This is a genomic window from Desulfovibrio piger, assembly GCF_900116045.1.
In the GTDB taxonomy this organism is placed as follows: Bacteria; Desulfobacterota; Desulfovibrionia; order Desulfovibrionales; family Desulfovibrionaceae; genus Desulfovibrio; species Desulfovibrio piger_A.
This window is the reverse complement of the sequence record NZ_LT630450.1, coordinates 1,717,566-1,740,341: the sequence shown is the minus strand read 5'-3', so window position 1 is coordinate 1,740,341 and position 22,776 is coordinate 1,717,566. Positions and strand designations below refer to the sequence as shown.

Below are 22,776 nucleotides of genomic sequence, written 5' to 3'. Positions count from 1 at the left end.
GCTTGCATGTTTTTTGCAGGAACAGGAAAAGACGAAAAAAATGCCACGGCCCGTGCGCGGCCTTTCCTTGCGCCGCGGACACAGGCTTGATATGCCAGAAGCATGGCCCAACAGAACAAGGTTTGCCTATGTGGAAGAATATAGTTGTCAGTGGTCTGGTGATGACATCGCTCCTGCTGCTGCCGCTCCTGGCGGCTGCCGGGGGACATCATGGCGGCGGTCACGGGCCGCGCGGCTATCGCAATGTCGACCAGTGGCTCCAGAGCCTGCCCGAGGAACAGCAGGTCAAGGCCCGTGCCATCCTTGAAGAAGCCCGCCCCGGCATCGAGGATACCCGCTGGCGCATACGCCAGAAGCGGGAAGAGCTGGCCCATTTCGATTATGCGGAGGATTCGTCCGCCGAGACGCTTTCCCGCCTGGGCTGGGAACTGCAGGACCTGCGCGACCGCCTGCGCCTGCAGCTGGCGCAGCTGGAGGGCCGCCTGCTGGACGAGGTGGGCGTGAGCTTTCGCCGTGCCGGCAAGAGCCGGGGCTGCAACAGCATGATCCGGCAGGACGTGATCCATGCCTATTCCCTGCAGGAAAGCCTCGAACCCTGCCCGTAACGCCCGCCGACCTTCGCCGACTATCCATGCCCCGCCCGGACGGGGCTTTTTTTGTGCCCGGGCTCCGGCGTCGGGGCCCTGTGCCGGGGTGTATGAAAATTTGTCTGCTGTATAATTTTTAGCCAGATCCGCCCGCCGGCTGCATAAAAACTGGACATCCGGGGCCCCCGCCCGCCCGCCGGAAACGGCATGTTTGCCGGGTTGTGTATTCAACATATTGATTTATATTAAAAAATTATATTTGGCACGGGGGTTGCTATAAAACAGAGCACAAAGGGCAAGACCCAAAGCCCAAAGACAATCCACTCTGCAAAGAGACAAAGGAGCACATATATGAAGACTTCCCGTGTGATGATCCCTGCCCTGCTGGCTGCTGCCCTCATCGGCGGAACCATGACCTCCGACGCTTTCGCCGGTCCCCACCATCGCGGTCAGGGCAACGGTTACGGTCCCTGTTACGGTTACGGCGACGGTGGCTGCTGGGAAGGCGGCTGGGGACATCACGGTCACGCCCGCGGCTGGGGTTACCGGGCCATGTCGGACGCGCAGCGCGCCAAGTTCGACAAGATCATGGAAGAGTTCGCTCCCCGCATGGAACAGCTGCGCGACAGCATCTATGTCAAGCGCCAGGAACTGCGGGCTTTGGAAAACGCCACCAACCCCGATGTGAAGGCCGTGCGCGAGGCCGCTACCGAAATGACCCGCCTGCGCAACGAGATGGCCGACCTGCATGACGCCCTGGGCGACAAGCTGGCTGCCGAAGTGGGCGTGCCGGAAGGCTTCAAGGACGGCCCCCGTGGCCCCCGTGGTCCCCGTGGCGATCGCGGCCCCGCCTTTGACGGCCCCCGCGGTGGCGCCGGCTGCTACGACGGCCCCTATCGCGGCCACTACTAAGCGCTGATACCTGCCAACGGCAGCAAGAAATATCTGGCCGGAAGATCCTCCTCCCTCCGGCCAGGCTCCCGAGAACAGCAACCTCCTTTGACAGGCACCTTTAACCGGAGCCCGCGCTCCGCAAGAAATGCAGTCCTCTGGAACGTCTACCCCGGCCGGGGATCTCCCCTGGCTCCGGCCGGGCCTTTCCGAAAAAGGCAGGTGTACACCCCGAGATAGCCCCTCCCCGCCTCTGGCGGACACCATATCCGGCAGGGCGATCCCCCTTGGTCCTGCCGGGGCTCACAAGAGCATCCTCCTCCTTCACCATAACCTCTAACCATCAGAACATCCTCCCTCTTTGGCCGGCTGCCCCTCCCCCTGGGCAGCCGGTCGTCTTTTTCCGGCCGCTGCTCCGGCCGGTCCGCCTTCCTGTCCGTCCGGCGGCAGGGTGTGCCCCCGGGGGACAGGGGCCCGCCTGTGCCCGGGGCCTGCGGCCTGCGCTGCCGGACGCCGGGACGGGGGAGGGCCCTTCCTCCCCGGGCGCCCCCGGTCTTCAGCGGCGCGGCAGTCCGTCCGGGCCGGCGGGCGGGGCGGTCTTCGCACCTGCCGTTTTCGGACAGCGGCCGCTTCCTCCCCGGACGCCATGCCCTCCGGCGGGCGCGGTGCATGCCGTCATCGTTCCTCCCGCAGGCTCCGCCATCCTGTGCGCCACGGCATCGGCCCGGCCCGCGGACACAAAAAAGGCGTCCACCGCACGGGGCGGCGGACGCCTTTGCCGTCGGGCGGATGCGGCGCCCGGGATCAGAACAGCTTGTAGAGCAGGGAAGAGATGGCCACGCAGCCGGCGGCCAGCACGAAGGCATTGCTCCACTGGCCGCGGTAGCGGCGCATGGCCGGGACCTTGTGCACGGCGTACATGGGCATGATGAACAGGATCACGGCGATGACCGGGCCGCTGAGGGACTCGATGATGTCCAGGATGCCGGGGTTGAGCCAGCCGGCCAGCCAGAGGGTCACGAAGAAGAACAGGGCGATGCCGGTGCGCACGCGGCGCGAGGTGGCCGTGGTTTCGGGGGTGGAGGACATCTGGACCAGGATGCCGTGCAGGCCTTCGCGGGCGCCCAGGTAGTGGCCGAAGAACGAGCTGCCGATGGCCAGGAAGGCGATGAGCGGACCGAACCAGGAAATGACGGGATTGTCGAACTGGTTGGCCAGATAGGAGAGCACGGGGATGTTCTGGGCCTTGGCTTCCATCAGCTGGGCGGGGCTGAGGCTGAGCACGCAGCTGAAGACGAAGGCCATGACGAAGAGCACCAGGATACAGGCCGTGCCGCGCAGGGTCCGGGCGGCCTTCTGTTCGGCCGTGTCGCCGTAGTGGCGGCGCTGGGCCAGGGCAAAGGAGGAGATGGCGGGCGAATGGTTGAAGGCGAAGACCAGCACCGGCAGGGTGAGCCAGAGGGTGCCCAGGAAGCTGCCGGCGTCAGGCATCTGCCCCAGGGCGGAGGTGTTCCAGTGCGGGACGAGGTAGAGCGACAGACAGAAGAGGATGGCGCACAGGGGGTAGACCAGCCACTCGTTGAATTTGAGCATGAAGCTCTCGCCCAGCAGGATGACGGCCATCAGGGCCGCCACCAGCACGCCGGAAAGCAGCAGGCGCGGCGGCGCGGCCAGCTGCAGCTGGTTGACGATGAAGGATTCCACCGTGTTGGTGATGCCCACGGCATAGATGAGCAGGATGGGATAGATGGCGAAGAAATAGAGCAGGGTGATGAGCTTGCCTGCGGAAAGGCCGAAATGCTCTTCCACCACGGCGGTGATGTCGCTGTCGGCACGGGAGGAGGACAGCACGAAGCGGGCCAGGCCCCGGTGGGCGAAATAGGTCATGGGGCCCACCAGCAGGGTGATGACGACCAGGGGCCAGATGCCGGACATGCCCGCATTGATGGGCAGGAAAAGGATGCCCGCGCCCACCGCGGTGCCGAAAAGGTTGAGCATCCAGACGACGTCGAATTTCGTCCAGCGGCCGCAGGCGGCGTGGCCGGTCTCAGGGGTCTGTGCCATGAAGGTTCCTTGCAGGTGAAAAGGTTGGAAAAGCAGGGGAACAGGTCCCGGGCCCGTGGCAGGGGCATGCTGGGGGCATCCGGCAGCGGCGGGTGCCCTTCCTGTTCCTGTCCGGGGACGGAAGGGGCCGCCTTCATCGGATGGACGAAGACGGCCCCGGGGGAGCGCGCGGCTCCCGGTCAGCATTCCACCAGGCTGACGGCCAGGCCGCCTTCGCTGGTTTCCTTGAATTTGGCGTTCATCTCGCGGCCGGTCTCGTTCATGGCCATGATGACGGCGTCCAGGCTGACCATGTGCTGCGAGGCCTTTTCGCAGGTGGCCAGCAGGCAGGCATTGTAGGCCTTGATGGCGCCCACGGCGTTGCGCTCGATGCAGGGGATCTGCACATAGCCGCCCACGGGGTCGCAGGTGAGGCCCAGGTGGTGTTCCAGGGCCACTTCGGCGGCGTTCTCCACCACATCCACGGCATAGCCGCGCGCATGGGCCAGCATGGCGGCGGCCATGCTGGAGGCCACGCCCACTTCGCCCTGACAGCCCACCTCGGCACCGGCGATACCGGCGTTGTGCTTGGCCAGGAAGCCCACGGCCGCCGAGGCCAGCACGCCTTCGCGCAGGGCCCGGTCACCGATGTTCATGTTGTAGCGCATGGCGTAGAGCAGGGCGGGCATGACGCCCGCGGCCCCGCAGGTGGGCGCGGTGACGATGACGCCGCCCGAGGCGTTCTCCTCGGCCACGGCAAAGGCATAGGCGTTGACCTGGCCCAGGAAGCGGTCCACGGCCAGGGGCATCTCGCGGGCGCGTTCCAGCAGGGTGTGGCCCTTGCGCCACACGCCCAGGGTGCCGGGCAGCCGGCCTTCGGCCTCAAGGCCGCGGCGCACGCTGGCGTACATGGATTCCATGATCTGTTCCAGGTTCTGGAAGATGTCCGGGCGGGACATGCCGGTGATGGCGCTCTCGTTGTCCAGGATCAGTTCGTGCAGGGTCAGGCCTGTCCTGGCCAGCTGTTCGCGCAGCTGGCGCATGGTGCCGTAGGGATGCACGGGCTTGCCGCGTTCGGGCGGGGTCCAGCCCTTCCACTGGATGAAGCCGCCGCCCACGGAATAGTATTCCATGCTGAACAGGGCCCGGCCGCCGGCATCCTCCAGGCTGACGCGCAGGGTGTTGCTGTAGGGGGCGTCGTGGATGATGGGGCCGTGCTCGATGTCGGCAAGGCCCACCTGCAAGGGGACGTCGTGGATGCGCAGCTCGTGCCGGGCGTCCGCGTCGCGGCCCAGTGTGTCCAGCAGGCCCGCGGGACAGGTCTCGGGGCTGGTGCGCAGCAGGCCCGCCAGCACGGCGGTATTGGTGCCGTGGCCCATGCCCGTGGCGCTCAGCGAGCCCAGCAGCACCACATGGATGCGGGCGGCGCGGCGTACCAGGTCGGGGTCGAGGGCGTCACAGCGCAGGACGAAGTCATGCCCGGCGCGCATGGGGCCGATGGTATGGGAGCTGGAGGGGCCGGGGCCGATCTTGAAAAAGTCGAAGAGCGAGGTCTCGATGGCCGGCCGGACGTGCAGGGGCGTCAGGGGCTTGTGCGTCGTGGGAGTCATGGTGTCTCCTTGTGTGGGATGGCTGTGCCTGGCGTGGGGCGGACGCGGAGCGCGCCGGGGAAGGAGAGGGAGAAACAGAAGGGCGCCCCATTGCAGCACATCCCCTTGTGCCTTGAGTCCGGGGATGTGTCAATATTTTTTAATTTAAAAAATATTTTAAATAGTAAAGATAATCACTATTTTTTTAATTGGCGCATGTAATTATAGACCGTGTAGATGGAGACCTGCATCTCCTTGGCCACATGCTGCACCACGCCCTTGATGAGGAAGGCGCCTTCCTCGTCGAGGATGCGGATGAAGTCCTTTTTTTCCTCGCGGTTCATGAGGGAGGGGTGCTTGCCGGCGCGCCGGATGGCCGCCTCAAGGATGGCAAGGCTGGTATCGCCGGTGCAGGCGGCAAAGGTCTCGCTCACGTCGCGTTCCAGCGGGTCCACATGCAGCAGGGGATGCAGCACGGCCTGGAAGTGCAGCAGGTCGGAAAGGTCGACGTTCATGCAGAAGGCGCCGATGACGCGGCCGTCGGCCCTGCGCAGGAACGAGGTGGAGGACTTGAGGGATTTGCCGCCCGGCGTGGACGAGGGATAGCCCACGAGGTCCGCCACGGCATCGCCCTGCTGGCGCCAGGCCTTGACCACGATGTTGGTGATGGGCGCGCCCAGCTTGCGCCCGGTGAGGCTGCCTTCCAGATGGACGAGGGAGTGGTCGAGGTCGCGGAAATCATGGATGGCGACCTCGCACAGCGGCCCCAGGGTCCGTTGCAGCATGCGGGCCTGCCGGACGGCATTGGCAAAGATGGCGCGTTCTTCATCGGTGAGTGGCGGCAGGGACCCGGAAGGGGCGGCGGACATGGTCACCTCGTGGTGGGATGCGGGCTGGGCCGCAGGTTGGAGGAAAAAGCGGATCAGGCATCAAGATGCAGGCAGGCGGCCTGTCCTGCCGTCCAGACAAGGGCGCGGCGCGTGATGCCCAGGGCCGCCCAGGCCCTGCCCAGCTCGTCGCCCGGCCCGCGGAAGAACCCCTGGCAGGCGCGCGGCAGGTACAGGGCCCGTGCCCGGGGCAGCCCGCCGGGGACTTCCCCGTCCGCCAGCAGGGCGTCCAGCAGGGCCGCGGCCCGTACTTCGCTGCGGGCCGCCTCCTCCCCCCGCGCCCGCAGCAGGCAGGCGCAGACATGCAGCCACAGGGCCCGGCCCAGCACGCGCCCGCCCAGGTTCCTGTCGGCGGGCCCGGCCAGCAGGGCCGCCTCCATGCCGGGTTCGGGGGCAAGGCCCATGCGGATGACGGGCACCCCGGCACGACGGGCGTCCAGCCAGCCGCGCGCCAGCAGGGAGAGGGTGAGCGGCAGGGGCCAGGGCGTATAGAGGCCCTGCTGCCAGCGGCGGGCCAGTTCCGTGCCCGCCAGCACCAGGCAGGGATAGAAGCGCAGCATGTCCGCCCCCAGGGCCAGGGCGCGGCGCACATCGGCCAAAAAGTCTTCCGGCTCATGGCCCGGCATGCCGGGCAGCAGCTGCACGCCCAGGGCCAGGCCCGCGTCCCGCACCAGACGGCAGGCCCCGGCGGCCTGCCTGCCGCTGTAGTGGCGTTCGGCGGCCTGCAGGGCCGTGTCGGAAAAGCTCTGGATGCCCAGTTCCACCGTGCGGCAGCCGTGGCGGCGCAGGCGCGCCAGCAGGGCCGCATCCAGGCAGTCGGGGCGGGTGGAGCAGCGGAAACGGGTGATGCAGCCGTCACGGCGGAGGCTGTCGGCCATGTCCAGGCAGGCGTCCAGATCGCGGGGGGCCAGGGCCGTGAAGGTGCCGCCGTAAAAGGCCAGCTCCGCCGGCGGCCTGCCCTGTGTCCGCCGGGAGCGCAGACCGGCGGCCGCGCGGGCCAGTATCTCGTCCAGGGGGACGGCCTGCTGGCCCGTCTGGTCATGCTGGGAACAGAAGACGCAGCGGCGGGGACAGCCGAAAAAAGGGATGAAAACGCTGAAGACCGGGACTGTCCTTGCAGGAATCTCCCACAAAAAAGTAAGCGAAACACGAGACATGGCAGAAAGCGAGCAGTAGCAAGGCTTGGCAGGCTTCACGCGGAGACAAAAATCTTGCCGGAAATGCAAGTTAAGTATATCCTACAAAAAAGTTGTGCATATGTGAAGCGTGCCTGTGGCATAAGGATTGGACATGAAGAAAACATTGACCAAAGCTGACATCGTCGAGCGGATCTACGAGAGTACAGACAAAAATCGGGTTGACGTGAAGAATGTGGTCGAAAAACTGCTGGAGATCATGAAGAACGCCATCAAAAAGGACAATGCTCTTCTGATCAGTGGGTTCGGCAAGTTTGAGGCCTACGACAAGGCATCGCGCAAGGGCCGCAATCCGCAGACGGATGAAGCCATCACGCTGCCGCCGCGCAAGGTCGTCGTCTTCCGTCTGTCCCGCAAGTTCAGAGCCGAACTCAATTCCTGAGATCGCGCGGCATTCGGGACGATCCAACGTATCAGTCTCCTCGTTCTCTCCCGGGGTGGCCGTCTTGAGATGTGCCGCGCCGGGAGATTTGTTTTATGCTGTTCCCTTCCTTCCCCTTCCTGTTCCTCTTCCTGCCCGTCCTCGTCTGGCTCTGGAAACTGGCTGCCGGAGAAGACAAAAGCAGGCTGTCCGTGCTCCTGCTGGGGGCCTCGCTGCTCTTTGGGGCCTGTCAGGGCCTGGAGGCCCTGCTGCTCCTGCTGGGCCTGAGCGCGGTCAACTATCTGTTCGGCCTGCTGCTGGCCGATGAGGGGCACCGCCGTCGCCGTCTGGGCCGTCGTGGCCTGCTGCTCCTGGCCGTGCTGCTCAATGTGCTGGTCTGGAGCCGTTTCCGCCACCTGCCGGCCCTGTCGGCCTGGCTGGCCCAGTGGCAGGACGTCCTGCCCGTCCTGGCGCCCGCGGCCATGCCCGCGGGCTTCTCCTTTGCCGTGCTCATCCAGCTGGCCTGGCTGCTGGGCGTCTACCAGCGCCGCATCCGGCCCGGGGGCATCGTGCGGCAGGCCCTGTTCACCACCTGTTTCCCCTATGCCCTGTCCGGCCCGCTGGTCCGCTACGAGGAGACGGGCCCGCAGTTCGATGCCCTGGACATGCCGCGGGCCGACGATCTGGCGCGGGGCCTGGGCCTGCTGGTGCTGGGCCTGGCCAAGAAGGTGCTGCTGGCCGACAGCCTGGCCCCGGCGGCGGACGCCGTGTTCCATGCCGCCGCCCAGGGCCTGCCCCTGAGCACGGCCGAGGCCTGGCTGGGGGCCCTGAGCTATACTTTCCAGATCTATTTCGATTTTTCCGGCTATACGGACATGGCCGTGGGGGCCGCCCTCATGCTGGGCCTGCGCCTGCCGGAGAATTTTGCCGCGCCCTACAGGGCCACGGGCATCGTGGACTTCTGGCGGCGCTGGCACATGACCCTGGGCCGCTGGCTGCATGACTGCCTGTACCTGCCCCTGGGCGGCAGCCGTCACGGCCGGGTGCGGCAGTACGCCAACCTGCTGCTGACCATGCTGGTCTGCGGCGTCTGGCACGGGGCCGGGCTGACCTTCCTCCTCTGGGGGGCCCTGCACGGCCTGCTCCTGCTGGTCAACCACGCCTTCCGGCACCTGCTGCGCGGCAGCCTGGCCGAACGCGTGCTGGCCCTGCCGCCCCTGCGGGCCCTGTGCGTGCTGGTGACCTTCCTGTGCCTGACCGCGGCCTGGGTGCTGTTCCGCGCCGGGGACACGGGCACGGCCCTGCATGTCTGGCAGAGCATGTTCCTCTGGAGCGACGGCCACCCCCTGCCCCTGCAACAGGGGCTGGAGGCCCTGCTGCCCGGCGGTCTGCTGGAGCCCCGGCTGCTGCTGCCGCTGCTGGCCGTCTGCGCCGTCATCGTCTGGGCCCTGCCCTGCAGCCAGCATGTGATGCTGGGCCGCGCCGACGGCAGCCGCCCCCGGCTGCACTGGCAGCCCACCCTGCCCTGGGCCGTGGCCCTGGCCCTGCCGGCGCTGGCCTCCCTGCTGCTGATGCAGGGCCATGCCTTCCTTTCTTTCCGCTTTTGACGGAGGCCCCCATGTCCGAGACAGTGCATCCGGCCCCTGACGGCTGGCTGAAACGTTTCTTCCTTTCCCTGGTGATCCTGGCCCTGCTGGCGGGGCTGCTGCTGGTCCCCTGGGCCGTCTGCTGGCTGACGGCCAGCGGCGAGCTGGATCAGGACGAGGTCGTGGCCCGGCAGGCGCAGGGGGAATTCGTCCTGTTCGGGCCGGGCCTGCCGCAGGACATCATGGCCTACAAGCTGGCCCTGTATGCGGCCGTGAGGCCGGAAGTGGTGGTGCTGGGCTCGTCGCGGGCGGGGAACGTGCGCGCAGCCTTTTTCGAGCGCCCCTTCGTGAACATGGCCGGGGCCGCCACGGATCTGGAGAGCCTGCGCCTGCTGGTGGACAGGATGCTGGCCGTCCACAGGCCCAAGGTCGTGCTGCTGGGCCTGGACTTCTGGTGGCTGACGGAAGGTTCCCCGGCCGGGCGTCCCGGGCAGGCCGTGCGGCCCTCCCTGCTGGATGCGTCCACCCTGCGGGCCCCCTGGCTCTGGCTGGCGCAGGGGCGCATCGCCCCGGCGGACATGCCGGCCCCCCTGCAAGGCCGTCTGCGTGCCGACCGTTACGGGCTGGAGGCACAGCTCCGTGATACGGGGTACGGGCCGGACGGCTCGCTCTATGAGGGCGCGGTGCTGGATGGCCGCCTGCCTGCGCCGGACCATGCCTTTGCCCGCACGCTGCGCGGGCTGGCAAGCGGCAGCGGCATCTGGGCCGGGAGCCTTGCGCCGGACAGGGCGCGTCTGGAGGCCTTTGCCGAGATCTGCTGCCGCCTGCGGTCGCGCGGCATCCGCACCATCGTCTTCCTGCCGCCCCTGGCCACGCCCGTGCTGGGGGCCCTTGCCGAAAGGAACGGCGGCGATGCCGGATGGCTGTCCGCCCTGCGGCAGGGCCTGCTGGACTGCGGCGTGGAGAGCATGGATTTTTCGGATCCCCGTGTCTACGGCTCCGGCGATTGCGAGATGATGGACGGCCTGCACGGCGGGGACGTCATCGGCGCCAGCCTGGTGCGCGACATGGGCGACCGGCAGCCCTGGCTGCGGGATACGCTGCATCGGGAGTATCTGAGCCATGTGCTGCGCGACCGGCGCGGTCTGGCAGCCGTGCCTGACGAACGCCTGACAGCCCTGCCCGAAGCGGATTTCCTGGGCCTGCACTGCGCCAAGAAACGTCGCGGCGAGGCAACGCCCCGCTTTTAGGGCCGCAGGAGGACAGACAGGAGACATACGGAGGAAGAGCCGAATGGCCGCGCCGTACTGCTCCGCCCTGTCACTGGGCGCAAGGTCCGGGGGACGGCGGGGGCGCTTGGGGCCGTATGCCATGCGGCCCTTTGTTCGTATCTTCCTGTATCGCAACGGCAAAAGCCGCGCTGGCATGGCGCGGCTTTTACCGTTTTCGTAGTCAGGAATGACAGGGGACGTTGTCCGTCCCGGCGCCGCTCATGCCGTTCGACCGCATGCCGGCTGTTTTCCCCATGCCGCCGGGGGACGTGACGGGCGGGCACAGGCCAGGGGGTCATGATGCCCGTCATGGCCCCCTGTAAAAGTTTTGGGAAGGGAGCGGGGGAGCGCGAGGGGGAGGGGGAAACCGTTTTTCAAAACGGTTTCCCCCTCCCCCTCGCATAGATATGCTTAACTGCCTGTCGCCCGGTCCGATCAGTAACGCTCGGGCATGTAGTGGGGCGGCAGATCGTTGACCGGGGCACCGTTGCCGGTCTGCCCCAGCTGGTCGCGCAGGTTGCGGGCCAGCTCCATGGTCTCGGCCAGGCGGTGTTCCAGCATGTCGATCTGCTGTTGCTGGGCCGTCAGGGCCTCGTTGAGTTCGCGCAGGCGTTCTTCCTGAAAATAGGCCAGTTCTTCCAGCCGGATGATGCGTTCTTCCTGATCCATGAGCTCTCCTCGGCGTCCCGCGCCTGTGGCCGGGCCGATGCCCCTGCGTGCGGCGCACGCCCGCGGCGGCGGGGCCGTGGCGCGACATGCGTCCATCCGTATGTTTCCGGGCGATACCCTTGCGGGTACCGCCCGTTTTATCATTCTTCGTCGTCGTTCAGCGCCGGGCCGTCAAAGCCCCTGTCCCGACGGCGGGAGCCGAAGGCGGGCTTGCCGTCCCTGCGGAACGTGTTCTTGCGGAAGGGCTTGTCGGCATCCTGCCGGAAGCCGGGCTTGCGGAAACCGTCGCGGTCGTGACGGCGGACATCGCGGCGGGGCGCGCCGCCCTGCCCGTCATCGAAGCGGGGGAAAGGCGCACGGCGTTCCCGTTCGCCCTGTCCTTCGCTGCCGTCGTGATGGTCGAAGCGCCGGGGACGGAAACCGTCCTTGCGGAAAGACCGTCCCTCGTCATCGCGACGCGGGCGGAAGGGACGCTGCCCCTCTTCCCCATCGCGGCTCATGAAACGGTCGCCACGGGGACGGAAGGGACGTTCGCCCTGACCATCCCTGCGGAAGGAGGGGCGGGCCTGCGGGGCCTCGTCACCGTCACGGGCGGCGTCGGGGAAGGGGCGGGGACGGAAGGGCCTGTCCGCATCCTGCCGGAAGGCGGGCTTGCGGAAACCGTCGCGGTCGGGACGGCGGACATCGCGGCGGGGGGCCTCGTCCCGCTCGTCATCGAAGCGGGAGAAGGGACGGGAGCGCCTCCAGGCCTCCTGCCCATCGCTGCCGTCGCGATGGTCGAAGCGCCGGGGACGGAAGCCGTCCTTGTGGAAAGGCCGTTCTTCGTCATCGCGGCGCGGCCGGAAGGGACGCTGCCCTTCTCCTCCCTCGCGGTCCACGAAACGGTCGGCACGGGGACGGAAGGGGCGTTCGTCCTGCCCGTCCCTGCGGAAGGAGGGGCGGGCCTGCGGGGCCTCGTCAGCGTCACGGGCGGCACCGGGGAAGGGACGCGGGCGGAAGGGCCTGTCCGCATCCTGCCGGAAGCCGGGCTTGCGGAAACCGTCGCGGTCGGGGCGGCGGACATCGCGACGGGGGGCCTCGTCCCGCTCGTCATCGAAGCGGGGGAAGGGACGGGAGCGCTTCCAGGCCTCCTGCCCATCGCTGCCGTCGCGATGGTCAAAGCGCCGGGGACGGAAGCCGTCCTTGTGGAAAGGCCGTTCTTCGTCATCGCGGCGCGGCCGGAAGGGACGCTGCCCTTCTTCTCCCTCGCGGTCCACGAAACGGTCGGCACGGGGACGGAAGGGGCGTTCGTCCTGCCCGTCCCTGCGGAAGGACGGGCGGGCCTGCGGGGCCTCGTCAGCGTCACGGGCGGCTTCGGGGAAGGGGCGGGGACGGAAGGGTTTGTCGGCATCCTGCCGGAAGGCGGGCCTGCGGAAACCGTCGCGGTCGGGACGGCGGACATCGCGGCGGGGGGCTTCGTCCCGCTCGTCATCGAAGTGGGGGAAGGGCGGCGTGCGGTCTTCCCGGAAGGCGCGGCGTCCCTCGTGCCGGGGGGCCAGGCCGTCAGCGCCGCGGCGCTCGTCGCGCCAGCGCTCGGTGGTGTTTTCCCGGCGGGGCTCGCGGCGGTGGCCTTCGCCCGCATCCTCAGCATCGGCATGGCCGCCGCGTTCGGGCATGCGGCCGAAATCGGGCATCAGGATGCGGTGCTGGCGCAGGCGGTCGGCATCGCTGCGGGCCACATAGATCTCTTCCCCGTCCTCGTTGCGGCCGCAGTAATACATGGCCGTGGCGATGCTGCCCGGCGTGGGGATGAAACACTGGGTCTGCTGCGGGCTCCAGTGGCGCTGTTGCAGCCAGCGGGCCAGCTCGTGCATGTCCTCGTCCGTACAGCCGGGGAAGGCGCTCATCATGTAGGGCACCACATACTGCTCGCGTCCGGCCCGACGGCTCTGCTCCATGAAGCTCTGGAGGAAGGCCTCGAAGACTTCCATGCCCGGCTTGCGCATCAGGTCCAGCACGCGGGCGGCGCAGTGCTCCGGGGCCACCTTGAGCTGGCCGCCGGTGAATTCGCCGGTATAGGCCGCCAGGGCCTCAGGATCGTTGAGGGCCAGGTCGGCGCGCACGCCGCTGGCCACGCGCACCTGCCGCACGCCGGGCAGGGCCGCCACCTCGCGCAGCAGGCCCACATGCTGCATCTGCGGAGTGATGAAGGACTTGCAGACCGTGGGGTAACAGCAGCTGCTGCGGCGGCAGCGGGACGAAGGCCGCGCGCCGGGCTCCGCCCTGGCGGCCGTGGCGTCATCCAGGGCGCAGTGGGCCTGCCACATGTTGGCAGTGGGGCCGCCCACGTCGGAGATGGCCACCTGGCCGCGACGGGACTGGGCCACCAGCGTGCGGGCCTCGGCCAGGATGGACTCCTGGCTGCGGGAGCTGATGCGGCGCCCCTGGTGCAGGGCCAGCGAGCAGAAGGAACAGCCGCCGCCGCAGCCGCGATGGCTGGTGATGCTGGTGCGCAGCATCTCGTCGGCAGGGATGGGCTCGCGGTAGCGGGGATGGGCCGCGCGGGCGTAGGGCAGCGCGTAGATTTGGTCCATCTCTTCCGTGGTCAGGGGCCGGGCCGGGGGCGCCAGCACCAGGGCGCGGTCGCCCACCATCTGCTGGGCCCAGGCGTTCTGGCGGTGCACCTGCTGCTCCAGCATCTGGGTCAGGCGCAGCAGCTCCGTGGCCTCGGCCTGCACGGCCTCGTGGGAGGGCAGCTGCATGCGCGGCAGGTCGAGCCATTCTTCGGGCAGGTCCACGGGGACGTTGTGCTCGTCCACTTTGGCCAGCCAGGCCGTGCCGTCGATGCCGTGCAGGCTCTTGCCTTCGGCCAGACGGCGGGCGCATTCCAGCATGGCCAGCTCGCCCATGCCGTAGATGAGCAGGTCGGCCTTGGCGTCCAGCAGGATGGAGCGGCGCAGGCTGTCGGTCCAGAAATCGTAATGGGTGGTGCGGCGCAGCGAGGCCTCGATGCCGCCCAGGATCACCGGCAGGCCGGGGAAGGCCTGACGGGCCAGGTTGGCATAGACCAGACAGGCGCGGTTGGGACGCGCGCCGGCCTTGCCGCCGGGGGTGTAGGCATCATCGTGGCGCTTTTTGCGGAAGGCCGTGTAGTGGGCCAGCATGGAGTCCAGCGCGCCCGCGCTGACGCCCGCGAAAAGCCGGGGACGGCCCATGACCAGCAGGTCGTCGGGCGACTGCCAGCGGGGCTGGGCCACGATGCCCACGCGGAAACCGTGGGCCACCAGCCAGCGGCCCAGCAGCACGGGCCCGAAGGCCGGGTGGTCCACATAGGCGTCGCCGTTGACCAGCAGCACGTCCAGTTCCTTCCAGCCCAGGGCCTGCATCTCGGCGCGGCTCATGGGCAGGAAGCGGGGCTGGCCGTCCACCCACGGGTCCTGGAACGCCTCGTTGCGGGACCGGGAGCCGGGGCGGGCATCGCGGCGGTCCGCGGGACGCCCGGCACGCGGGAAGTCCCCGGCAGGGCGGCGTCCGTCACGGGGGCGGTCTTCACGGCGGGGACGGCCGTCCCGGAAAGAAGATTCGTTGCGTTCCCCGCGCTGGAAGCGGGGACGGTCGGCAGGCTGCGTGCCGGTGGCCGGACGCGGACGGAAAGGACGGGGCGCGGCGTCGGCGGTGCTGATGTCGGTATCGGCGGGCGCGGGTCGGCGCCGGGGCTTGGGGAAGAAGGGCATGGTTTTCCTTTGGCGGCCTGGGGACGCCACATGGAGGGGATGAAAGGTCAAAAGGGCGGCACCGCGGTGCCGTGGAAGGGGGAGCGCCCGGCAGGGACGCGGGGACGCTCCCCTGACGGTTACTTGGAAGGCGGCGTGACCAGCGGCATGGTCTTGGGCGCGGCCTCGCCGGCCGGGGGCATCTGGGCGCCGGGATGCCCGGCGCGGCCCATGGCGTGGCTCTTGCTGAAGCCCTGCCATTCCTCATGGCTGATGGCGCCGTCCTTGTTCTTGTCGATGGCGGCAAAGGCGCCGTCCTGCATCTGGGGGAAGAACTTCTTGAATTCTTCCTTGCTGACGCTGCCGTTCTTGTCGGCGTCCATCATGGGGAACTTGTCCACAGGGGCCTTGCCTTCACCCATGCCGGGCATGGCCAGGGCGGGAGCGGCGCAGAGCATGGCGGCGCAGAGCAGGCCGCCCAGGATACGTTTGTTCATGGTAACTCCTTGCGTCGGTTCAGGGTGTGGCCGCCCCGGTCGTCCATGACCGGGAGGCCTTCACCAGAGGGAAGAAGGCGGCCTTGCCGCGCTCTTCCCGAAATCTTCCGTCGGGAGACCTCCGGGGCCGCACCGGGAGACCGGCATCAGGGGAAGGCCGGAGCGCCGCCGGGATCATCATCCTGCCGGCCAAAGCGCGTTGGGGGAGGATGGGGACAGAGGGAAGGAGCCCCTTCCCGCGTTGGCAAGGGCTCTCCTTCCCCCGGAAAAACTGTCCGCTAGTCCTGCGGGTGCAGGGTGTAGTGCTCGCCCTCGTCGCGCAGGCGCCGGATGAAGACCTGCAGGTCGTCGGGCTGGCCGGGCTTGTGGTCTTCGGGATAGAGCAGGGCGGACATGTAGAAGATGGAGCCGATGCGCAGCGCATTGCGGGCGCTGGCCGAAAAACGGTGCAGACGGTGCCCGGCCTGATCCTGGAGCGGTTCGGGCAGCCCCTCAAGATAGGTCTCGCCCTCCTCTTCCAGCGAGGCCAGCAGGCGGGCCTTTTCCTGCATGCGGGCCGTATAGGCGGGCGTATCGTCCACGACGTCCCGGGCCGCCTGTTCGGCCTGCATGACGCGGGCGTGCATCTTTTCCAGCCAGGCCACCAGACGGGCCAGTTGCGGCGACATTTCCATGACGAGCCTCCTTGCGGGACGGCCGGGGAGCGGCCGTCACAGAGCAAAAAGGCCCGGCGCAGGGGCCGGGCCTCCATGACGGGTTTAATCCCAGTGACGCTTGTCCTCGATGGGACGGATCTGCGGGGGCAGGCTGCCCGGCGCCAGGATCTTGAGCTCGGGACGCAGCTTGATCTTTTCGCGGAACTGGTGGAGCAGCTCTTCCTCGCGCTTGAAGCCGCTGGTCTCGATGAACAGGGTCATCTCGTCGATGCCGCCGGGGTTGGTGACTTCGATCTGCCAGCGCTTCACTTCCTCGAAGCGGCTCATGACCTGTTCCACCTGATGCGGGTAGACGAACATGCCCATGATGCGGGCGGTGGTGTCCACGCGGCCCACGATGTTGCCCAGGCGCGGGCTGGTACGGCCGCAGGCGCAGGGGCTGCGGTCGATGTACGACAGGTCGCCCGTGGCCAGGCGGATGAGCGGATAGGTCTTGTTGAAGGCCGTGACCACTATCTCGCCCACTTCGCCGTCCTTCAGCGGGATGCCGGTATCGGGATGGCAGATCTCCACATAGCAGCGGTTGGCGATGTGCAGGCCGGTCTTGTGGAAGCATTCGTAGCCGATGCAGCCCACGTCGGCGGTGCCGTAGCCCTGGCGCATGATGAGGTCGTACTTCTTTTCCATCTGGGAGCGCATCTTTTCGGACAGGCGCTCACCGGTGACGAAGGCCACCTCGAGGAAGAGGTCCTTGCGCAGGTTCAGGCCCTTTTCCTCGGCCTTCTGGGCCAGGTGCATGAGGAAGCTGGGCGTGCCCACATAGCCGGAGACGCGCAGCTTCTGCATGATGTCCAGCTGGGTGGAGGCATCGGTGGGACCGGCGGGGATGACCGCGCAGCCCAGGTTGCGCAGGGGCTCTTCGAACATCAGGCCGGCCGGGGTCAGCTGATAGTTGAAGGTGTTCTGCACGGCATCACCGGGACGGAAGCCCACGGAATAGAAGGCTTCGGTGTAGCCCCAGTAGTCTTCGCCGCGGTCTTCGGGGTCGAAGATGGGTCCGGGGGAGAGGAAGATGCGCTTCAGGTCCCCGATGTCCTTGGTCAGCAGGCCGCCCAGACGCGGGCCCATGGACTGCAGGAAGATGAGTTCCTTTTTCTTGAGGATGGGGATGTGCTTGATATCGGACAGGGTCTTGAACTTCTCCACGTTGAACTGCGCACGGTCGAAGCGTTTCTTGACGTCTTCGGAGTAGCGGTAGGCGTAGGAGAGCAGGTCCTTGAGCTGGATCAGGCAATATTGACGGCGTTCGCTTTCGTCGAGCACTTCACGGCGGCTGTAGATGCCTTCGGTACGGTCTTTACGAGTCATACGGCCTCGCCTTGTAGAATTTTATTTGGGACAGTTGTTTACGCAACCTGAACCACATTTGCAAGCACTATTTTATTTTTACAATTATATCAAAGTGTTATTTGTAATTTTTAAGCGTATCCGCCTTTGCCGCACCGGCGGGGCGCGCCGCATCTTCCAGGCCCGCGGCCGTGAGCCCGTGGAGCACGAGGGCCCCGGGATCGCGGCGGCAGTACTGGTGCAGGGGGCTCTCGCCGCTGTCGAACAGGGCGAAGATGCGGTCAAGGCGCCGCTGGTCCTGCAGGGGGACCTCCAGACCGGCCCGCCCCAGGGCATGGCCCGCAAGCCAGAGGGAAAGGGCCAGCTGCTGCTCGTTGCCCGTGATGGGCCGTGCGGCCGGGGCGTACCAGGCGGCGCAGCTCACGGCGGGCAGCATCCTGCCCCTGTCGGGATGCCGGCGGCGCCAGGCCAGGATGACGTCGGCCAGCTTGTCCCCGCGATGGGTGGGGCACCAGGCTTCCAGATGATCCAGCAGGGCGTCGGTCCCCGCCTTGCCGAGGCGCACCTGCTGCGTGCGGGCGGCGGCCCAGCCGTCCAGCATCAGTACGGGCGTGAGGGCGTTCTCGCTGCTGTCCAGATAGGTGGCGCATGTCCAGGGCGCGGCCACGGGCGTGTGGCCGGCGTTGTCGGGGAGGCTGCGGGGAGCGCAGGCCGCAAGGCAGCACAGCAGCAGGACGAGGCAGGGGAGCAGGCGGGTCATGGTCTCTCCTCGGTGGGGGGAGCAGCGGCCCGGCGCCGGCGGCGCTGCTCCAGGATGCGTTCCTTGAGACTGTCGTAAACAGGCGCCGAATGCAAGGCATTGGCCGTGAAGGCCGCGGCGAAGGCGGCCAGCAGCACGGCCGGGGCCAGATGGAAGCCGCCGCACATCTCCATGACCAGGGCGGCCCCGGTGAGGGGCGTGCGCACCGAGGCGGAGAACAGGCCCGCCATGCCCAGCACCAGCAGGGTGGCCGTCTGTTCCGGGGCCACCAGCCCGGCATCGCGCAGGGGCGCGGCCAGCAGGGCGCCGGCCATGCTGCCCGCCAGCAGGATGGGCATGAGGATGCCGCCGGAAACGCCCGAGGCGAAACTCACGCAGGAAAAGGCGATCTTGCCCGCCAGCAGCAGGGCCAGCATGAGGACGGGCAGGCGCAGATGCTCCAGCTGCAGGGCGGTGAGGCCGACATTGCCCATGATCTCCGGCCAGAGGAAGAGCAGCACGCCGCAGCAGGCGAAGGGGAAGACGATGCGCACGGGGCCGGGCAGCCAACGGGCCCTGTCCTGCCAGCGCAGCAGGCGGATCATGCCCGCATTGTACACGGCCCCCAGCAGGCCGCAGGCCATGCCGACCGGCAGGGGCAGCCAGTACTGGCTCCAGTGCAGGCCGGGCAGCCGGGCGAAGGGGAAGACCAGGCCGAAGCCCAGCACCACGTCCACCATGAACCAGGCCGACAGGGCCGAGAGGCTGGTGAAGAGCAGCATGGGCAGGGTGAGCGGGGTCCTCATCTCCTCGAAGGCGAAGAACATGCCGGCCACGGGCGCGCCGAAGGCGGCGGTCATGCCTGCCACGCCGCCGCCCACCAGATAGCGGGGCCGGTTGGCGCGGCAGCGGTCGTGCCACATGTAGCCCACGCCCGCGCCCACGGTGGCGCCCATCATGATGCAGGGGCCCTCGCGCCCCACGGACAGACCGGCGCTGAGCGCGGCCAGGGTGGCCACGAACTTGCACCAGAGCACCCGTGCCCAGCGCATGGGCGGCAGCTTTCCGGCCGCGATGAGCTCCACCTGCGGGATGCCGCTGCCGCCGATGAGGGGCTCATGGCGCAGGAGCAGCCCGGCCGTCAGGGCCATGAGCAGCAGCCCGGCGGCCAGCAGGGCCAGCGCGGCCGGTGCTAGGGGATCCTGTCCGGCCACATGGGCGCGGATGGCCGTGTTGATGATGGTATAGAGCCAGCGGAACAGACCGATGACCCCGCCGGAGACGAGGCCCGTGAGCAGGGCCTGGGCCATGAGCGTCCAGGCGCCCTGACTGCGCAGGGCCGCGGATTCCAGGATGAAGGGGGGCAGGGAAGGGCGGAAGGCCATGAGGATCCTGTGGGGATGAGGGAGAGGACAGGCGGCACGGGATGTGCCTGCAACAGCCTGAAAAAAATGGGGATAATACCTGTCCTGACAGGGACAGTATGGAGGCTGGGCAAAAAAAATTCAAGTTTCTGGCAAAAAACGGAAAAAAGTGCTTGCCAACCCTCGGGGAAATCTGTACAAGCATCTTCGTTGTGACGAACAACACCACCTCACGCCGAGGTAGCTCAGTTGGTAGAGCAGGGGACTGAAAATCCCCGTGTCGGCAGTTCAATTCTGTCCCTCGGCACCAGGGAATCCAAAGGCTTGCAGCGAAAGCTGCAAGCCTTTTTTCGTTACGGGCTTTTGCCGGACGAGCCTCTGCGGGCAGCCGGCCGGCTGCTCCTTCCATGGGGCGGGCCTTCCCGCTCTTTCCTTCTTTTTTTTTCTTCTTCTTTCCTTGCTCTTTTGGTCCTTGCCCGGCGCGGCGGGGCCACCAGGTGGCGGCAGTCCTTCCGGCAGCGCACAGCGTGCCGCATGTCTGGAGAATGGGGCCCATCCCTTTGCGCCGTTGCCGCGTGCCCCCTGTGGCGGGCTCCCTGTAAGGGGCAAAAGCGGGAAGGAAACGTCCGCCTCCTTCCCGCTCCCTGTGCAGGTGTCTTTGTCGTGATCCGGCCCGCAGGGGGCCGAGACGTCAGGCAAGGGGCATGTCTTCCCCGCCAAAGACGCGCACGTCCCCTTCTTCCCGCCATCGGCGCAGCAGGTCGCGCACCGCGCCCGGGCCGTAGACCACATGCAGGCGCATGTCCATGCCCCGGCTGCGGGCGGCCTGCCGCAAGGGGGCGAAGGCGGCTTCCGCTTCCTCCGCGCTCTGGCGGCGCACATAGGCCGTGAATTCCGCCATGGCCCCGGCGGGCGCCAGCTGGTCCACCTCGCCGTAATGGCCGAGGTCGATGCCGGCATCATAGACGGCACGGATGGTGGCCTCTCCGGCGCAGGCGGCCAGCGGGGCGGCCGTGTCGCGCAGGGGGCAGGCGGCGGAGGCCAGACAGCAGATCATGCCAGCACCTTGGCCAGCAGGATGAGCAGGATGCCGCAGGCGATGACGATGATGTCCTGTTGTCTGCTCTTGGAGATCTTGTTCCACATGATGTCCTCCCGGGGGTCGGGCGTGTTCCAGCCGCGACAGGTTGCAAAGGGTCGTTACGGAACGTGGGGGATGGGCAGATGTCCCCCGTGCGGGGATGGTGCCATCCCCGGGCACGGTGCGCCGGGGGCATCCCTCCCCCGGCGGCGGGGCCCTCTACTGCAGGAAGCAGAGGACCACCAGCAGGGCCAGGCCGGCCTTGACCGAGGCCACACAGAAGCCGATGAGCGCGCCGGAAAGGCCCGCGGCCTTGATGTCGCTGAGGTGGGTGGTGAGGCCGATGCTGGAGAAGCCCAGCAGGAAGCACCAGTTCATGAAATTGCTGGCCATTTTGGCTTCTTCCTTGCTCATGAAGCCGAAGGTGTTCAGCAGGACCACGGCCAGGAAGCCCAGCACGAAGACCGGGAACTTGTCGAGGATGATGCGCATCTTGCTGGTGTTGGCCAGCTGGGAATGCACCCTGGCATCCTCGGCGGCCACCATGATGGCCAGCATCAGCACCACCAGGGGCAGACAGATGACCCGGCCGATATTGTACACACCGGCCACGACGCCCGCGTCATTGCTGAAGGCGAAGCCCGCCGCCAGCACCTGGGCCGAGTTGACGATGCCCACACCGGCGAAGGCCCCGAACTGGTTGGGGCTGAGGTCGAGCCAGTGGCCGATGAAGGGGAAGACGAAAAGGGCCAGCAGGCCGAACATGAGCACCACGGCGATGGTGTAGGCGATATCCTCGTTCTTGGCCCTGACGGCCGGGGCGATGGCCACACAGGCCGAGACGCCGCAGATGGACAGGCCGGCGGCCAGGCAGGCCCCCAGCGAAGGCGACATGCTGAGGCGGCGGGAGAGCCACATCAGGATGATGGCCGAGGTGAACAGGAAGACGGAAATGATGATGATGGCTTCCGAGCCGGTCTTGATGAGCCCGGCGAAGGAATATTTGCAGCCCATGACCACGATGCCGGTCTTGGTCAGGGTGGTGGAAAAGCGCAGGCCGTCCCGGAAGACGGCGGGCACGCCGACGGTATTGCAGATGAGCATGCCCAGGATGATGGCCACGATGAAGTCGCTCAGGTTGAGGGACTTCATGAAGGGATGCAGGGCGATGAGGCGCGGTGTTATGAACCACGAAAAAACGGCGACGCCTGTCAGCAGAAGGATACCGGGCAGGGCGGAAAGACTTTTCCGGGCAAAGGACGCTTCGTGGTGTTCACAGCTGGCCATGATTCTCCCCTCATTGTTTTGTTACATGCTTTTACAAATCGCAACATACTCCTGTTGAAGGAAAGATAACATGGAATACCTGTTTTGTATGCAGAAAAAATAAAAAACTATAATTCACAACAGGGAATTATATGCTTTTATTTTATAGTAAATGAAGTAAATATGTATTCAAAAACATGTGCATTTTTTCATAAATAACGTATTCATTGAAGATCTCTTTTTATAACAAGAACACTGTCCATGCATGTCGCGCATACATGACAGTCATGGCAGGCCACAACAGGGAAGAACGCCGGGGAAAAGGCCGCCGCACGGGCACGGCAGACCGTTGCTGCAATGGGGCGGGGAGCACGGCATCATGGCAGCGCCAGCCCGCATGTTTGAAAATATTTTTTGGGATCCGGGGGCGGACGCACCATGCGCCGACAGCGCACGGAAGGGCCCCTGACGGGAGCTCAAAAAAAATAAATCAATATATTTTAATGTGTTAAAAAGAAAGTGCTGGCCCACCAGCCGCTAACGGCCACCGTATGCGGACATCATGCTGTCCCGGCGGGCACAACCTTCTCAGCGCAGCGGCGCGGCCGGCGCCGGGCTGTCCGGCAGCCAGGGAGGCCGCCGATCGCAGGGTCTGGCCTCTTCTTCCGCCAGCTGCTGGCAGTCGTGGCAGCGGCAGGCCCCGGGCACGGCCAGCAGGCGGGACAGGGGGATCTCTTCACCGCAGTCCATGCACAGGCGGCGGCCGCTGCAGCGCAGGTCGCCCAGCAGGCCTTCCAGGGCGCGGATGCGCGCCGCGCACAGGCCGGCATGGCTCCGGGCCAGCAGCTCCGCCATCTCGTCACGGGCGTTGTCCGCCTCGTCGCCGTGGCCGTGGGGCTGGGCGAATCCGGCGCACAGGCAGGCCAGGTGCCGCCGTTCCTGTTCCAGTTTGCGTTGCAGGGAATGCTGGGCGTCGTCCATAAGACCTCCGGGAACATCATTTCCCGGCAGGATACCCCGGCCCGCGCCCCGGAGCATGGCGAAGCGGTGACGG

General features: G+C 67.1%; 19 protein-coding genes and 1 tRNA gene. 6 read left to right on the top strand and 14 right to left on the bottom strand.

Features of this window, described 5'->3' with window-relative positions:
- Positions 1-128: 128 nt before the first annotated feature.
- Complete coding sequence (locus tag DESPIGER_RS07975; RefSeq protein WP_156831663.1) at positions 129-605, top strand: periplasmic heavy metal sensor; 477 nt, start codon at positions 129-131, stop codon at positions 603-605.
- A 333-nt stretch (positions 606-938) separates the two neighbouring features.
- Positions 939-1,499 (top strand): Spy/CpxP family protein refolding chaperone, encoded by a 561-nt coding sequence (locus DESPIGER_RS07970; RefSeq protein ID WP_072335305.1) that lies wholly within the window; start codon positions 939-941, stop codon positions 1,497-1,499.
- Between the two features lie 783 nt (positions 1,500-2,282).
- Here the strand turns inward: DESPIGER_RS07970 and DESPIGER_RS07965 are convergent.
- The 4 genes from DESPIGER_RS07965 to DESPIGER_RS07950 all read right to left on the bottom strand — a co-directional run bounded on the left by DESPIGER_RS07965 (position 2,283) and on the right by DESPIGER_RS07950 (position 7,154).
- A complete protein-coding gene (locus DESPIGER_RS07965) occupies positions 2,283-3,542 on the bottom strand; it encodes an aromatic amino acid transport family protein (protein ID WP_072335301.1) in 1,260 nt (419 codons plus the stop codon).
- Positions 3,543-3,721: 179 nt separating this feature from the next.
- Positions 3,722-5,131: an L-serine ammonia-lyase gene (locus tag DESPIGER_RS07960; protein ID WP_072335299.1), complete on the bottom strand. Its 1,410-nt coding sequence runs from the start codon at positions 5,129-5,131 to the stop codon at positions 3,722-3,724.
- Positions 5,132-5,307: 176 nt separating this feature from the next.
- Positions 5,308-5,979, bottom strand: a complete 672-nt coding sequence (locus DESPIGER_RS07955; protein WP_072335296.1) for a helix-turn-helix transcriptional regulator — start codon at positions 5,977-5,979, stop codon at positions 5,308-5,310.
- Positions 5,980-6,032: 53 nt separating this feature from the next.
- The gene (locus DESPIGER_RS07950; RefSeq protein ID WP_231927547.1) at positions 6,033-7,154 is read right to left on the bottom strand and encodes a radical SAM protein; all 1,122 of its coding nucleotides are present in this window, start codon (positions 7,152-7,154) and stop codon (positions 6,033-6,035) included.
- 133 nt (positions 7,155-7,287) lie between these two features.
- Between DESPIGER_RS07950 and DESPIGER_RS07945 the strand changes: the two genes are divergently transcribed.
- The 3 genes from DESPIGER_RS07945 (at position 7,288) to DESPIGER_RS07935 (ending at position 10,390) form a co-directional block, all read left to right on the top strand.
- On the top strand, positions 7,288-7,575 hold the full coding sequence (locus DESPIGER_RS07945) for an integration host factor subunit alpha (protein WP_072335293.1): 288 nt from the start codon (positions 7,288-7,290) through the stop codon (positions 7,573-7,575).
- A gap of 95 nt (positions 7,576-7,670) precedes the next feature.
- Entirely contained in the window at positions 7,671-9,161 is a 1,491-nt protein-coding gene (locus tag DESPIGER_RS07940; protein WP_072335292.1) for an MBOAT family O-acyltransferase, read from the top strand.
- 11 nt (positions 9,162-9,172) lie between these two features.
- Complete coding sequence (locus DESPIGER_RS07935) at positions 9,173-10,390, top strand: hypothetical protein (RefSeq protein WP_072335289.1); 1,218 nt, start codon at positions 9,173-9,175, stop codon at positions 10,388-10,390.
- Positions 10,391-10,846: 456 nt separating this feature from the next.
- Here DESPIGER_RS07935 and DESPIGER_RS07930 read toward each other — a convergent pair whose 3' ends face one another.
- From DESPIGER_RS07930 to DESPIGER_RS07900, 7 genes are all read right to left on the bottom strand, one after another.
- Complete coding sequence (locus tag DESPIGER_RS07930; RefSeq protein ID WP_072335286.1) at positions 10,847-11,080, bottom strand: SlyX family protein; 234 nt, start codon at positions 11,078-11,080, stop codon at positions 10,847-10,849.
- A gap of 140 nt (positions 11,081-11,220) precedes the next feature.
- Complete coding sequence (locus DESPIGER_RS13475) at positions 11,221-14,793, bottom strand: YgiQ family radical SAM protein (protein ID WP_419865636.1); 3,573 nt, start codon at positions 14,791-14,793, stop codon at positions 11,221-11,223.
- Between the two features lie 119 nt (positions 14,794-14,912).
- Entirely contained in the window at positions 14,913-15,269 is a 357-nt protein-coding gene (locus tag DESPIGER_RS07920) for an EF-hand domain-containing protein (RefSeq protein WP_072335283.1), read from the bottom strand.
- 278 nt (positions 15,270-15,547) lie between these two features.
- A complete protein-coding gene (locus DESPIGER_RS07915; protein ID WP_083575339.1) occupies positions 15,548-15,943 on the bottom strand; it encodes a hypothetical protein in 396 nt (131 codons plus the stop codon).
- A gap of 84 nt (positions 15,944-16,027) precedes the next feature.
- Complete coding sequence (locus DESPIGER_RS07910) at positions 16,028-17,293, bottom strand: phenylacetate--CoA ligase family protein (RefSeq protein ID WP_072335280.1); 1,266 nt, start codon at positions 17,291-17,293, stop codon at positions 16,028-16,030.
- A gap of 97 nt (positions 17,294-17,390) precedes the next feature.
- A complete protein-coding gene (locus DESPIGER_RS07905) occupies positions 17,391-18,032 on the bottom strand; it encodes a hypothetical protein (protein ID WP_072335277.1) in 642 nt (213 codons plus the stop codon).
- Positions 18,029-19,396 carry a chloride channel protein gene (locus DESPIGER_RS07900; RefSeq protein WP_072335274.1) on the bottom strand — a complete coding sequence of 456 codons (1,368 nt, stop codon included), beginning with the start codon at positions 19,394-19,396 and terminating at the stop codon, positions 18,029-18,031. Before DESPIGER_RS07900 ends, DESPIGER_RS07905 begins: the two co-directional genes overlap by 4 nt.
- Before the next feature lie 213 nt (positions 19,397-19,609).
- On the opposite strand from DESPIGER_RS07900, the gene DESPIGER_RS07895 reads away from it, so the two are divergent.
- Positions 19,610-19,685: transfer RNA gene (locus tag DESPIGER_RS07895), tRNA-Phe, on the top strand.
- Positions 19,686-20,066: 381 nt separating this feature from the next.
- On the opposite strand, the gene DESPIGER_RS07890 is transcribed toward DESPIGER_RS07895, so the two are convergent.
- The 3 genes from DESPIGER_RS07890 to DESPIGER_RS07880 all read right to left on the bottom strand — a co-directional run bounded on the left by DESPIGER_RS07890 (position 20,067) and on the right by DESPIGER_RS07880 (position 22,703).
- The gene (locus DESPIGER_RS07890; protein WP_072335272.1) at positions 20,067-20,432 is read right to left on the bottom strand and encodes a hypothetical protein; all 366 of its coding nucleotides are present in this window, start codon (positions 20,430-20,432) and stop codon (positions 20,067-20,069) included.
- A gap of 243 nt (positions 20,433-20,675) precedes the next feature.
- The gene (locus DESPIGER_RS07885; protein WP_072335269.1) at positions 20,676-21,743 is read right to left on the bottom strand and encodes a YeiH family protein; all 1,068 of its coding nucleotides are present in this window, start codon (positions 21,741-21,743) and stop codon (positions 20,676-20,678) included.
- 567 nt (positions 21,744-22,310) lie between these two features.
- Complete coding sequence (locus DESPIGER_RS07880) at positions 22,311-22,703, bottom strand: TraR/DksA C4-type zinc finger protein (protein ID WP_072335266.1); 393 nt, start codon at positions 22,701-22,703, stop codon at positions 22,311-22,313.
- Positions 22,704-22,776: the final 73 nt, after the last annotated feature.